Annotated in this window: 14 protein-coding genes; 9 read left to right on the top strand and 5 right to left on the bottom strand. The window is 73.4% G+C overall.

Going from position 1 to position 11,581, the window contains the following annotated elements; translation table 11 throughout:
* Positions 1-45: 45 nt before the first annotated feature.
* Both ACBI99_RS16845 and ACBI99_RS16840 read left to right on the top strand, forming a co-directional pair.
* Entirely contained in the window at positions 46-603 is a 558-nt protein-coding gene (locus ACBI99_RS16845) for a helix-turn-helix domain-containing protein (protein WP_357584924.1), read from the top strand.
* A 64-nt stretch (positions 604-667) separates the two neighbouring features.
* Positions 668-1,822, top strand: a complete 1,155-nt coding sequence (locus ACBI99_RS16840; RefSeq protein ID WP_219499054.1) for an agmatinase family protein — start codon at positions 668-670, stop codon at positions 1,820-1,822.
* A 7-nt stretch (positions 1,823-1,829) separates the two neighbouring features.
* On the opposite strand, the gene ACBI99_RS16835 is transcribed toward ACBI99_RS16840, so the two are convergent.
* Genes ACBI99_RS16835 through ACBI99_RS16820 form a run of 4 tightly spaced genes read right to left on the bottom strand, consistent with a single transcriptional unit; the run spans position 1,830 to position 5,560 of the window.
* On the bottom strand, positions 1,830-3,620 hold the full coding sequence (locus ACBI99_RS16835) for an FtsX-like permease family protein (protein WP_375072656.1): 1,791 nt from the start codon (positions 3,618-3,620) through the stop codon (positions 1,830-1,832).
* A gap of 4 nt (positions 3,621-3,624) precedes the next feature.
* A complete protein-coding gene (locus ACBI99_RS16830) occupies positions 3,625-4,374 on the bottom strand; it encodes an ABC transporter ATP-binding protein (RefSeq protein ID WP_375072655.1) in 750 nt (249 codons plus the stop codon).
* Positions 4,371-4,904: a PadR family transcriptional regulator gene (locus tag ACBI99_RS16825; RefSeq protein ID WP_375072654.1), complete on the bottom strand. Its 534-nt coding sequence runs from the start codon at positions 4,902-4,904 to the stop codon at positions 4,371-4,373. Before ACBI99_RS16825 ends, ACBI99_RS16830 begins: the two co-directional genes overlap by 4 nt.
* A gap of 50 nt (positions 4,905-4,954) precedes the next feature.
* Positions 4,955-5,560: a TetR/AcrR family transcriptional regulator gene (locus tag ACBI99_RS16820; protein WP_375072653.1), complete on the bottom strand. Its 606-nt coding sequence runs from the start codon at positions 5,558-5,560 to the stop codon at positions 4,955-4,957.
* An 88-nt stretch (positions 5,561-5,648) separates the two neighbouring features.
* Between ACBI99_RS16820 and ACBI99_RS16815 the strand changes: the two genes are divergently transcribed.
* The 5 genes from ACBI99_RS16815 to ACBI99_RS16795 are packed head-to-tail and all read left to right on the top strand — an operon-like array spanning position 5,649 to position 8,644.
* Entirely contained in the window at positions 5,649-6,296 is a 648-nt protein-coding gene (locus ACBI99_RS16815; protein WP_219499060.1) for an FMN-dependent NADH-azoreductase, read from the top strand.
* A 3-nt stretch (positions 6,297-6,299) separates the two neighbouring features.
* On the top strand, positions 6,300-6,620 hold the full coding sequence (locus tag ACBI99_RS16810; RefSeq protein WP_357584920.1) for a multidrug efflux SMR transporter: 321 nt from the start codon (positions 6,300-6,302) through the stop codon (positions 6,618-6,620).
* Positions 6,621-6,650: 30 nt separating this feature from the next.
* Positions 6,651-7,256, top strand: coding sequence for a TetR family transcriptional regulator C-terminal domain-containing protein (locus ACBI99_RS16805; protein WP_357584918.1), 606 nt, complete (start codon positions 6,651-6,653; stop codon positions 7,254-7,256).
* On the top strand, positions 7,253-7,966 hold the full coding sequence (locus tag ACBI99_RS16800; RefSeq protein ID WP_219499071.1) for a GAP family protein: 714 nt from the start codon (positions 7,253-7,255) through the stop codon (positions 7,964-7,966). Before ACBI99_RS16805 ends, ACBI99_RS16800 begins: the two co-directional genes overlap by 4 nt.
* A 30-nt stretch (positions 7,967-7,996) precedes the next feature.
* The gene (locus ACBI99_RS16795) at positions 7,997-8,644 is read left to right on the top strand and encodes a class I SAM-dependent DNA methyltransferase (protein WP_375072652.1); all 648 of its coding nucleotides are present in this window, start codon (positions 7,997-7,999) and stop codon (positions 8,642-8,644) included.
* Here the strand turns inward: ACBI99_RS16795 and ACBI99_RS16790 are convergent.
* Positions 8,635-9,519, bottom strand: coding sequence for an alpha/beta fold hydrolase (locus ACBI99_RS16790; RefSeq protein WP_375072651.1), 885 nt, complete (start codon positions 9,517-9,519; stop codon positions 8,635-8,637). The genes ACBI99_RS16795 and ACBI99_RS16790 overlap by 10 nt on opposite strands.
* A gap of 177 nt (positions 9,520-9,696) precedes the next feature.
* Here ACBI99_RS16790 and ACBI99_RS16785 point away from each other — a divergent pair, with 177 nt between their 5' ends.
* Both ACBI99_RS16785 and ACBI99_RS16780 read left to right on the top strand, forming a co-directional pair.
* On the top strand, positions 9,697-10,848 hold the full coding sequence (locus ACBI99_RS16785) for a sensor histidine kinase (RefSeq protein WP_375072650.1): 1,152 nt from the start codon (positions 9,697-9,699) through the stop codon (positions 10,846-10,848).
* Positions 10,845-11,504 carry a response regulator transcription factor gene (locus ACBI99_RS16780; protein WP_219499082.1) on the top strand — a complete coding sequence of 220 codons (660 nt, stop codon included), beginning with the start codon at positions 10,845-10,847 and terminating at the stop codon, positions 11,502-11,504. The genes ACBI99_RS16785 and ACBI99_RS16780 overlap by 4 nt, the downstream gene beginning before the upstream one ends.
* Positions 11,505-11,581 lie beyond the last annotated feature (77 nt).

Below are 11,581 nucleotides of genomic sequence, written 5' to 3'. Positions count from 1 at the left end.
GGATTCCGGATTCCGTACGGAAGTCTAGTCAGGGGATCGTTCGAGATGTCAACACCGCAGGCCCGCCGCAAGCCGCGCACCGACGCCGAGCGCAACCGCGACCGCGTCCTGGAAGCGGCACGCGCGTTGTTCGCCGAGAGCGGCCACGACGTGCAGATGTCGGAGGTCGCGCGGGCGGCGGGCGTCGGCGTCGGGACCCTCTACCGCAAGTTCCCCACCCGGGAGGCCCTGATCGAGGCCGTTGCCGACCACCGGGCCGCCGAACTCGCCGAGGCCGCGCGCCGGTTCGCCGGAGACCCGGACCTCGGGCTGGCCCGCTACCTGCACCACGTGGGCGAGGTGCTGGCCGGCGACCGCGGCATGTCCGAGGTGATCGAGCGGGCGATGGGCTCGGCCGAGCCGCGCGGAGAGACCCGCGAGGAGCTGCTCGCCGCCATCGCGGAGCTGATCGGCCTGGCCCGCGAACGCGGCACGGTCGGGTCCGAGGTGACCGCCGCGGACGTCAACATGGTCATCTGCGGCCTGGCGGCGGTGATCCGCAACGCCGCGGGCGACTGGCGGCGCTACGTCGAGGTCTCCCTCGGCGGGCTGCGCCCCCGCTGAGGCTTTTCGCAATCCATGCCCTTCTTCGCGTTGTGCTTGTCGGGCCCGGGCGCAGGGACACCTCATGGGCATCGATCCTGACGACCTCCTCGGTGAGAAGGCCAAACGCCTCGAACGCGAGCTGACCGACCGCAAGTACCAGGAGGAGCTGCGGCGCATCCACCGCCTCGGCCTGCCTCCGGCCGACTCCATCCAGGACCGGGAGCTGGCCTCGACGTTCCAGCGCGGCGAGGTGCCGCACTTCTCCGGCATCAAGACCTTCCTCAAGACGCCGTACCTGGAGGACGTCACGCTCGTCGGGCAGCACGAGGTCGCCGTCGTCGGCGTGCCCCTCGACACCGGCACCACCTACCGCCCCGGCCCCCGCTTCGGCCCCGAGGGCATGCGCAGCATCTCGTCGCTGTACTCGCCCTACTACTACGAACAGGGCGTCGACCTGCGCGAACAGCTCGACATCGTGGACGTGGGCGACATCTTCGTCACCCCCGCCAACCTGGAGAAGGCCTTCGACCAGATCACCAAGGGCATCGAGCACATCGTGTCCAACGGCGTCTTCCCGGTCATCCTCGGCGGCGACCACTCGATCGGGTTCCCCACCGCCAGAGGCGTGATGAACGCGTTCGGCAAGAAGATCGGCGTCATCCACTTCGACCGCCACCTCGACACCCAGAAGCGCGACCTCGACGAGCGCATGCACACGACCCCCTGGTACTGGGCGGCGCACGAGCTCCACTTCGACATGGGCAACCTGGTGCAGATCGGCATCGGCGGCTGGCAGGTGCCCAGGCCCGGCGTCGAGGAGGCGCGCAAGGGCGGCTCGGTGGTGATCACGGTCGAGGACGTCGAGGAGCACGGCCTGGACGCCGTCGCCGACCTGGCGCTGGAGGTGGCCTGGAGCAACGGAGCGGAGGGCGTGTTCCTGTCGTTCGACATCGACGCCGTCGACCCCGGGTTCGCGCCCGGCACCGGCTGGCCCGAGCCCGGCGGGCTCTACCCGCGCGAGGTGCTCAAGCTGGTGCGCCGCTTCGCCGCCGAGGGGCTGCTCGGCATGGAGGTGGTGGAGGTCTCGCCGCCATACGACAGCTCGGACGTGACGTCGCTGCTCGGCGTCCGGCTGATCTGCGACGTGCTGGCGGCCTCGGTCAAGGCGGGCAAGCTGGGCCGCACCAGGAGCGGCGAGCCGCAGACCGAGCGGGCCCGGGAGATCGACGGCGCGTAGCGGCTCCTCAGCCGGCTTCGGCGCTGAGGGCCTGGGCGACGGGGCGGCGGGCCGCCAGGCGGGCGGGCAGGGCGGTGAGCGCCGCCGTCGCCAGGAGGGTCGCGAGCACGACGCCGAGCAGCCACGAGGAGGGCGGGTCGACCGCGTTCCTGGCGGCGAACAGGGAGAGCAGGCCCGCGCCCAGCGGCACGCCGGCGAGGGCGCCGGCCAGGCTGGGCAGGAGCTGGGCGGTGGACAGCCCGGCGGCGACCTGCCCGGGGGTGGCGCCGAGCGTGCGGGCGACGGCCATGGTGGCGCGGGCCTCCATCGCCGTGGTCCAGGTAATCGTGACGGTGTTCACGACCGCGAGGGCGATCAGCAGGACGGTGACGGCGAGCAGGAGCTGCCTGCCGTGCTCGCCGCGCAGGTTGGGCAGCACGGAGGAGCCGTTCAGGCCGTAACCCCTCTCCTGCTGGACGTGGACGGTCAGCAGGGCGACCATCGCGATCACCGTGGTGGCGGTGGAGCACGCCTGGAGGACGGCCCGGCCGGGCCGGCGGGCGGTGAGCCGGAGCCCGAGCAGCAGCGGCGTGGGCAGCAGCGCGGTCAGCGCGGTCAGCCGGGGACGGTGCCGGGGCTGGTGGAGCGTGCTGGTCAGCGCCGTCACGGTCGCCGTGCGCAGGGCGCGCAGCGTGGGCCGCAGGGTGGCCAGCACGGCCACGACCAGCGCGAGAGCGGTCGCGGCGAGCACGGTGGCGCCGGTCAGCCCGGCGGCGTCGCCGACCCGGCCGGCGGTGGGGCTGGCGACGGCGGGCGCGGCCAGGCGGGCGAGCAGCAGCCCCAGCGCGTCACCGGCCAGCGCCAGCGCCAGGTATTCGGTCAGCAGGACGCCGCCGATCAGACCGGGGGCGGCGCCGACGGCCTTGAGCAGCCCGGCCCGGCGCGTCTGCTCGGCGGCGCGCCCGGCGGCCAGCGCGGCGACGCCGGTGACGGCCAGCAGGCCGATCAGCCAGCTCCCGACGATCAGGATCGGCTGGCTGTTCCTGAGGATGCCCATGTCCTGCTCGGCCGTGAACTGCCAGGAGCGGAAGGTGACGGCGGCGGTGGAGTCGCGGTGGGCCTCGCGGAAGCTCTCGGTGGCGGCCGGGTCGCTCAGCTTGAGGTCGACGGCCGTGGTCACCGGCAGTTTCCGGGACGCGGCCAGCTTCCTGGCGTCCGAGCGGGTCATCCAGGCCAGGCCGCTGTAGTCGCTCCCGCCGCCGTACGGGCCGATCAGGGCCGCGCCTGGGTAGACGGGCGTGGCGGCGGTCACGGCGATGCCGACGACCGGGTAGTCCTGGCCCGAGATGGTGACGCGGTCGCCTACGCCGACGCCGAGCGCGGTGGCGAAGGCGCGTTCGAGGACCGTGCCGCCGGGCCGTACCCACCTGCCCGAGGTCACGAGCGGGCGGTTGACCGCGCCCGGCTTCTCGGCGAAGCCGTGCACCACCACCGCGGACGACGTGGCGTCGGGCGTGAAGAGGTCGGCGTAGACGATGCGATAGGGGCCGTGGTGGGCGACCACGTCGGGCGCGTCCGCCAGCGCGGCCAGGGCCGAGGTCGCCTCGGGGCCCGTCGTGCCGGAGAGCGCCACCACGTCCGGCCCGGCGGTGGCCGCGCGGGTCTGCTCGTACAGCGACCGGGTCACCCCGCTCAGGGACAGGCCCAGCGCGAAGGTGGCGGTGGCGGCCGTCACCGCGAGCACGAGCATCGCGGCCTGGGCCTTGTGGCGGCTCACGTCGGCGAGCACGAGACGGACGACGAGCACGAGGGAGCCCACGACGTCAGCCCTCCAGCCCGATCAGGCCGCCGAGGCCGCCGAGACCGCGCGGGCTGGAGCCGGCCAGCCGGGTGTCGTCGACGAACATCCCGTCGCGCATCGACACCAGCCGGTCGGCCGTGGCGGCGACCCGTTCGTCGTGCGTGACGATCACCAGGGTCTGCCCGGCGGCGCGCAGCTCCGCGAAGATCCGCAGCACGTCGCGGGTCGCCGCGCTGTCGAGGTTGCCGGTCGGCTCGTCGGCCAGGACGACCAGCGGTTCGTTGGCCAGCGCGCGGGCGATGGCGACCCGCTGGCGCTGCCCGCCCGACATCTGCGACGGCAGGTGGCGGGCGCGGCCGGCGAGCCCGACGCGCTCCAGCAGCAGGCCGGCGCGCCGCCTGGCCTGGCGGCGCGAGAGCCCGGCCAGCAGCGCGGGCAGTTCCACGTTCTCGGCCGCGGACAGCTCCTCCACCAGGTGGAACGCCTGGAAGACGAACCCCACCGACCGGCGTCGCATGCGCGCCAGGGCCCGCTCGCTCAGCGTGTCGATGCGCCGCCCGGCCAGCCACACCTCCCCGCCGGTCGGCCGTTCCAGCCCGCCCAGCAGGTGCAGCAGGGTGGACTTGCCGCAGCCGCTCGGGCCCATCACCGCCAGCGTCTGCCCCTGCGGCACCTCCAGGTCGACCTCGTCGACCGCGCGTACCCGGCTCTGGCCCTGGCCGTGCGCCCTCACCAGGCGGTGGGCCCGGAGCGCGGCGGTTGACCCGTTCATGCGTCCTCGGCTTCGTCGTGGTCCCCGGACCAGGCCCGTTCGCAGGCGTCCAGCCAGCGCAGGTCCGCCTGCAACCGCAGCAGGACACCTTCCAGCAGCAGGCCGGCGCCCGAGCCCGCCGGTTCGGCCAGCGCCGCCTGCTGCGCCTCGCGCAGGCGGCGCAGCAGCTCGCGGCGCTGCGCGGCCACCAGCTCGACCGGGTCGGCGAGCCGGGCGGCCGCGGCGGCGGCGAGCTTGAGATGGAACTCCGCCAGGTCGGGCTTCGGCCAGCCCACCTCGGCCAGCCAGGCGGCCACGCGCTGCTGCCCGGCCGGGGTGAGGGCGTAGACCTTGCGCTCGGGGCGTTCCGGCAGGCCGTCGACCTGCTCGCAGACGACGAGCCCGGCCTTCTCCAGCCGGGCCAGCGTCACGTAGATCTGGCCCCGCTTCATGGACTCGCCGAGCGGGCCGAGGCTGCGCCGGAGCCGGGCATGCAGGTGGTAGCCGTGGGCCGGCTCCTTGGCGAGCATCGCCAGCACCGCGTCCTGCATCCGCACCCCCTAACGGTTGCCTAATAGATAGCGGTTGCCTATGACGGCTGTCAACGCGTGACCCCGTGGGCCAGGCGGGCCAGGGCGGCGGTGATCTGCTCGGGGGTGAGCCCGCGCCGCCGCTGCTCGGCGAAGACGTCCGGGCCCAGCGGGGCGAGCAGCGCGTCGACGAGCGGCTCCGGCTCGGGGACCGCCGCCTGGATGAGCAGCGTCCGCACGTGCGCCCGCCAGAACCCGTACGCGCCGGTGGTGAACCGCAGCTCGCCCTGTTCGGCGCCGAGCACCAGAGAGATGTGGGCTTCGAGCAGGTCGACCATCCCGGCGTAGAAGGCGGCGAGCCGGTCGCCGGGAGGCGCGCCCGGCCCGAGCGGCGGGTCGCCGCGCAGCAGCCGCTCCTGCAGCGCGAACTCGTGCTCGTCCAGCAGTGCCTGGGCGATCGAGACGGTGTCGGGGTAGCGGCGGTAGAGCGTGCCGCGCCCCACGCCCGCGGCCTTGGCGATGTCCTCCATCGTGACGCCGCGCGGGTCGCGGGAGGCGAACAGCTCGGCGGCGGCGGCGAGCACCTTGGCCCGGTTGCGGGCGGCGTCGGCGCGCTCGCGCGGGCGGGCGCCGCCGCCTGCGGGGCGTCCGGTGAGCAGGTCGATGCGGGGCTTCATGCTGCGACTCTACCGCGAAGTGGACATGTCGTCCGCTTCACTGCTACGGTCGAACCGGACAGAGCGTCCACTTGTTGAGGAGCCCCCGATGACCACGTTGCTGCACCTGGACGCGAGCGCCCGCCGCCGGTCGATCAGCCGCGAGCTGGGCGACGCCTTCGCCGAGTCCTGGCGCGCCGCCCACCTGGACGGCGTCCACGTCAGGCGCGACCTCGCCGCCGACCCCGTGCCGCACATCGGCGAAGCCTGGACCGAGCTGTGCGATCACGTCATGGCCCACGGCATCACCGAGCTCGACCGCTACAAGGAGGCCGTGCGGACCCCGGAGCAGGCCGCCGCCTGGGCCGTGGTCGAGCCGCTGCTGGCCGAGCTCGTGGCCGCCGACGTGGTGCTGATCGCCACCCCGATGTACAACTACTCGGTCCCCTCGTCGCTGAAGGCCTGGCTCGACCAGGTGACCTTCCCCCGGATGTCGCTCGCCGGCCGCCGCTTCGTGGTCGCCACCGCCCGAGGCGGGGCCTACGCGCCGGGCGCCCCCAAGGCCCGCTACGACTACCAGGCGCGCTACCTGCGCGACTTCTTCGCCGGCCACTTCGCCGTCGAGGACACCGCCTTCGTCACCGCCGACCTGGCCAACTCCCGGGTCGACCCCCTTCTCGCCGACCGCCGGGCCGAGCATGACGAGCTGTACGCCGCCGCGCTGAGGACCGCGTACGAGCTCGGAAAGGAGTACTGACCGATGAACTGGCTCATCCTCGGGCTGGCCGGTCTGGTCGAGATCGCCTGGGCGCAGAGCATCAAACCCACCCAGGGCTTCACCAAGCCGCTGCCCACCCTGATCTGCTTCGTCCTCATGGCCGCCGCCGTCTGGCTGCTGTCGTACGCGATGCGGACCCTGCCCGTCGGCACCGCGTACGCCGTCTTCACCGGCATCGGCGCGGTCGGCGCGATCGCCCTCGGGATCGTCGTGCACAAGGACCCGGTGTCGATCGGCCGCATGGCCGCGCTGGCGCTCATCGTCGGCGGCATCGTGCTCGCCCGCGTCACCAGCCCGGAGTAGGCATAAAAAATATTACGGTAATATTTACGCATGACCCGACATGCCGACGCGGACACGCGGCGCTCGCAGATCACCCACGCGCTGATGAGGACCCTGGCCGAACGGGGGCTCGCCCGCACCACGCTGGCCGACGTCGCGGCGGCGGCCGAGGTGTCGGTGGGCCTGGTGCAGCGCTACTTCCGCTCGAAGGACGAGCTGCTGCTCTTCGGCATCGAGCACGTCTACCGGCGCGTCGGCGAGCGCGTCAGGCAGGTCCAGGTCACCACTCCGGTGCGCGGGTTCGTGATGCGGCTGATGGAGACGTTCCTGCCGCTGGACCCCGAGCGCGAACGTGAGCTCAGGGTCTGGCTGACCTTCCTCCAGGCCACGCTCACCGACGACAAGATGGCCGCCGTGCACCGGGCCGCCACGGCCGACCTGCTCGACGGCCTCGCCGACGCGCTGGCCGGGGCCCAGCGCGCGGGCGAGCTCGACCCCGCGCTCGACCCGCGCGTGGAGGCGGCCTCGCTGGTCGCGTTCGTCGACGGCCTGTGCCTGCACCACGCCGCCACCGGCACGGGCTACGACGCCGCCGGCATCCGCGCGGCGCTCGCCGCCTACCTGGGCCGCCTCTTCGGCGCGGAGGTGACCGCGTGACGCTCGGGCTCGCGCTGATGCTCGGCGGGCTCGCCCTGATCGACAGCACCAGCTTCGGCACCCTGCTCATCCCCGTGTGGCTGCTGCTCACCCCCGGCCGGTTGCGCGCCGGGCGCGTCGCCGTCTACCTGGGCACGGTGGCCGCGTTCTACTTCTGCGTAGGCGTGCTGCTCACGCTCGGCGCCGACGCCGCCCTGCTCGCGGCCCGCGCGCTCGTCGCCGACATCCCGGCGACGACGCTGAAGATCGGGCAGCTCGCCCTCGGCGTCGCCGTCATCGCGGCAAGCTACTGGCTGGAGGCCAGGGCCCGGCGGCAGGAGGGCGAACCCGGCAAGGTCCAGCGCTGGCGGGTCAAGGCGATGACCGGCAGCGGCAGCACCGGCGCCCTGATGAGCCTGGCCCTGCTGGCGGCGCTGCTGGAGGTCGCCACCATGCTGCCCTATCTGGCCGCCGTCGGCCTGATCGCCGACGCGGACCTCGGATGGCAGCTCTCGGGGGTCACGATCGCCGGATACTGCCTGGTGATGACGCTCCCGGCGATCGTGCTCGCCGTCGCCCGGCTGGCCGCGCACCGCAGGGTGGAGCCGCTGCTGCAGAAGATCAACGACTGGCTGACCAGGAACACCGCACGGGTCCTCGGCTGGACCGTGGGCGGCATCGGCATCGCCATCACGCTCAACGCCGTGGCCAGGCTGCTGCTGGAGCCCTGACGCGCCGGGCATCAACTACAGTCGTCCGCCATGACCGCATCCTCCTCCTACCTGAGCGCTACGGCGGACGCCTACGACGCCGTGGCCGACATCTACGCCGACTTCGTCCGTGACTCGCTCGACCGCCAGCCGCTGGACCGCGCGATCATCGCCGCGTTCGCCGAGCTCGTCCGGGCCGCCGGGCCCCGGCCGGTCGTCGAGGCCGGGTGCGGTCCCGGCTACGTGACGGCCCACCTGCGCGACCTCGGGCTGGACGCGTCCGGCGTCGACCTGTCCGCCGAGCTGATCCGGATCGCCCGCAGGGACCATCCCGGCCTGCGGTTCGAGGTCGGTTCGATGGGGGCCGTCGACGCGGCCGACGGCGAGCTGGGCGGCCTGCTGTCCTGGTACTCGCTCATCCACACCCCGCCCGCGGAGCTGCCGCCGTATCTCGCCGAGTTCCGCCGGGTGGTGGCCCCGGGCGGCCATCTCCTGCTCGGCTTCTTCGAGTCCGACGGCGGGCCGGTTTCGCAGTTCGACCACAAGGTCACGCCTGCCTACCGGTGGCCGATCGACGAGCTGGCGGGCCTGGCCCGCAAGGAGGGCTTCGTCGAGGTGGCGCGGATGTCGCGCGAGCCGGTGGAGGGCGAGCGGTTCCGCCACGGCCGCCTGCTGATGGCCAGGCCCGATCACGCCTGACGCGCGGCCTGCTCGGTGACGCGCTCGACGGCCTGGACGACGACGCCGGGCTGGTCGACGTAGATGTGGTGGCCGCTGTCCTCGGCGGTGCTCAGCCTGGCGTCGCCGGACAGCGCGAGCCAGGCGCGCTGCCCGGCGGTCCACGCCCGCTCCAGACGCGGCCCGTACTCGGGGAGCGCGGCGAGATACGGCTTGCCGTGCTGGATCACCTCCACCGGGATGTCGCCCGCGGACCTGACCGGGCCGTCGGCCATGACGAGCTTCTCCGGGTTCTCGCCCCGGAACATCGCCAGGTTCTGCGCGCGCAGCTCGGCGGCCGGGCCGGTGGCCGACTCGGGGATGGCCTTGGCGATGTCGGCCGCCATGGTGGGCGGGGTGGCGTCCATCAGGACCAGCCCCTTGACCCTGTCGCGGTGGTCGGGGGCGTACCTGGCGGCGATCAGCCCGCCCAGCGAGTGCCCGGCGAGGACGACCGGGGCGTCACCGGCGACGCGGTCGAGCACGCCGGTGAGGATCTTCCCTGTGCCGGCGAAGCTCTGCGGGCCGTCCGGCGGGTCGCTCGCCCCCGCGCCGAGCCGGTCGTAGGAGCAGACCCGGTTCCGCTCGCTCAGCGTCTTCTGGAGGGCGACCAGCTTGTCGAGCCCGTCGCCGCCGCCGTGCATCAGGACGACGACCGGGCCGCCCTTGTCCGGGTCGCCCGAGCACGACACGTTCACCGACCGGCCCGCGACCTGGATCTTCTCGACCCCGGAGAGCGGGGCGGCCGCGAGGGGGTCCCAGTTCTCCAGCGCGTCGCCGCCGCAGCCGGCCGCGCCCGCGCCGAGCACGGCGCAGCACAGCGCGGCCACGACGGATGACTTGATCTTGCCGGGCATGTGGTCCTCCAGTGGGGGATTCGGATCGCGTCGCAACGCTACGGAGCGGGCGCCTGGAGATCGTCCCCGTGCGGTGGACATTCGCCGGTAGCTCGCAGGAGCTACCCCCGGATGTCCACCCTGTGGTGACGAACCGAGGCCGCCGGGTCCCTAGGGTTTGCGCATGAGGGAGTCGTCATGACCGGTCCACGGCGCATCACGGACCTGTGGCGGCGGTGCGACGTCGTGGTCCGGGACTTACCGTTCGCGCTGCTGATGGCCGTCGCCTCGCTCCTGCCGGGGCTCCACGGCAAGGGGACGCAGGTCGGCGAGCTGCCGGCCCGGCCCGTCGACGAGGCGGCGTTCGTGGTGCTCGCCCTGGAGTGCCTGCCGCTCGCCGTGCGGCGCCGCCTGCCGGCGGTGAGCGTGGCACTGGTGGCGCTCGGCTTCGCCCTCGACCAGCTCCACGCCTACCACTTGTTCGCGAGCAACACGATGCCCATAGCCCTCATCAGCGCGGGCGCCCACCTGGAGCGCCACCGCCGCGTCACCGTGGTCCTCCTCTCCCTGGCGTACGTGCCGCTCGCGATCGCGCTCGCCCGGCTGGGCGCGACCGAGAGTGTGGAGGGGTACGTGGTCTTCTACCTGTCCCTGGTCCTCACCTGGTGCATCGGGGCCTGGCTGCGCTCAACCCGCGCCGCCGAGGCCGAGCACCGCCGCCACGTCGCCGAGGCCACCCGCGCCGCCGAACGCACCCGCATCGCCCGCGAGCTCCACGACGTCGTGACGCACCACGTGACGGCGATGGTCGTGCAGGCCGAGGCGGCCCGCTACCTGACGGCCGCGCCCGACCGGCTCGACGCGACGCTGAGCGCCGTCACCGACACCGGCCGGCGGGCCATCGCCGACCTGCGGCACATGCTCGACCTGCTCAAGGCCGATCACGACACCCACGTCGGCCTGCCGCCGGCCGGTGAGCTCCGCGCGCTCGTGGAACAGACCCGCCGGGCCGGGCAGTCGGTGGAGCTCGCAGAGGAGGGCAGCCCGGCGGAATCGGCGGGCAGCGCCGAGCTGGTCGCCTATAGGGTCGTCCAGGAGGCTCTGACGAACGCTCTCAAACACGCCCACGGCACCCCCACCACGGTCCGGGTGCGCCACGGCGAGAAGGAGATCAGCGTGGAGGTCACCACCGGCGGCCCCGGCTCCGGCGGCGTCTCTCCCGGCGGGAGCGGGCGGGGCCTGGCCGGGCTCCGCGAGCGGGTGGAGGCACTGGGCGGCGAGTTCGACGCCCGCCGGCAGGCGGGCGGTTTCGTGGTACGGGCCCGCGTCCCCGCAGGCGGGCGGTCGTGAGCGCGCCGATCCGGGTCCTGGTCTGCGACGACCAGGCGCTGATCCGCACCGGCTTCGCGACGATCATCGGCGCGCAGCCGGACATGGAGGTGGTGGGCGAGTGCGGCGACGGCCGCGTCGCGGTCGACCTCGCCCGCCGGCTGAGTCCCGGCGTCGTGGTGATGGACGTGCGGATGCCGGTGCTCGACGGCATCGAGGCGACCCGCCTGCTGGCCGGCGCCGGGGTTGCCGATCCGGTCAAGGTGCTGGTGGTGACGACGTTCAACCTGGACGAGTACGTCTACGAGGCGCTGCGCGCGGGGGCGAGCGGGTTCCTGCTCAAGGACGCGCCGCCGGCTCAGCTCCTGCACGGCATCCGCACGGTCGCCTCGGGTGCCGCGCTGCTGGCGCCCGAGGTGACGCGGCGGCTCGTCGGCAGGTACGCGTCCCGGATCCGCCCCGCCGAAGGGGGCCCCGACGACAGCGCGCTGACCCCGCGCGAGCTGGAGGTGCTGCGTCTCATCGCAGACGGGCGGTCCAACAGCGAGATCGCCGCCACGCTGGTGATCAGCCAGGAGACGGTCAAGACGTACGTGTCGCGCATCCTGACCAAGCTCGGCCTGCGTGACCGCGTGCAGGCGGTGGTCTACGCCTACCGCAGGGGACTGGTGACCTGAGACGCCCGCGCGAAGGTTTGGATTACCAACTACTATGACGAGTGGTTGGTAAAACAAACTATTTCCCGGAGGTCACG

The sequence above is a fragment of the Nonomuraea sp. ATR24 genome, assembly GCF_041950485.1.
GTDB lineage: Bacteria > Actinomycetota > Actinomycetes > Streptosporangiales > Streptosporangiaceae > Nonomuraea > Nonomuraea ceibae.
Note: the sequence above shows the minus strand (reverse complement) of the source record. Positions and strands in the feature narration are given on the sequence as shown.

What these genes read in the sequence shown, in the direction of transcription:
- ACBI99_RS16845 (WP_357584924.1), top strand. Translation starts at nt 46, where the DNA reads ATGTCAACACCGCAGGCCCGCCGCAAGCCGCGCACCGACGCCGAGCGC.
- ACBI99_RS16840 (WP_219499054.1), top strand. Translation starts at nt 668, where the DNA reads ATGGGCATCGATCCTGACGACCTCCTCGGTGAGAAGGCCAAACGCCTC.
- ACBI99_RS16830 (WP_375072655.1), bottom strand. Translation starts at nt 4,374, where the DNA reads ATGAACGGGTCAACCGCCGCGCTCCGGGCCCACCGCCTGGTGAGGGCG.
- ACBI99_RS16825 (WP_375072654.1), bottom strand. Translation starts at nt 4,904, where the DNA reads ATGCAGGACGCGGTGCTGGCGATGCTCGCCAAGGAGCCGGCCCACGGC.
- ACBI99_RS16820 (WP_375072653.1), bottom strand. Translation starts at nt 5,560, where the DNA reads ATGAAGCCCCGCATCGACCTGCTCACCGGACGCCCCGCAGGCGGCGGC.
- ACBI99_RS16815 (WP_219499060.1), top strand. Translation starts at nt 5,649, where the DNA reads ATGACCACGTTGCTGCACCTGGACGCGAGCGCCCGCCGCCGGTCGATC.
- ACBI99_RS16810 (WP_357584920.1), top strand. Translation starts at nt 6,300, where the DNA reads ATGAACTGGCTCATCCTCGGGCTGGCCGGTCTGGTCGAGATCGCCTGG.
- ACBI99_RS16805 (WP_357584918.1), top strand. Translation starts at nt 6,651, where the DNA reads ATGACCCGACATGCCGACGCGGACACGCGGCGCTCGCAGATCACCCAC.
- ACBI99_RS16795 (WP_375072652.1), top strand. Translation starts at nt 7,997, where the DNA reads ATGACCGCATCCTCCTCCTACCTGAGCGCTACGGCGGACGCCTACGAC.
- ACBI99_RS16790 (WP_375072651.1), bottom strand. Translation starts at nt 9,519, where the DNA reads ATGCCCGGCAAGATCAAGTCATCCGTCGTGGCCGCGCTGTGCTGCGCC.
- ACBI99_RS16785 (WP_375072650.1), top strand. Translation starts at nt 9,697, where the DNA reads ATGACCGGTCCACGGCGCATCACGGACCTGTGGCGGCGGTGCGACGTC.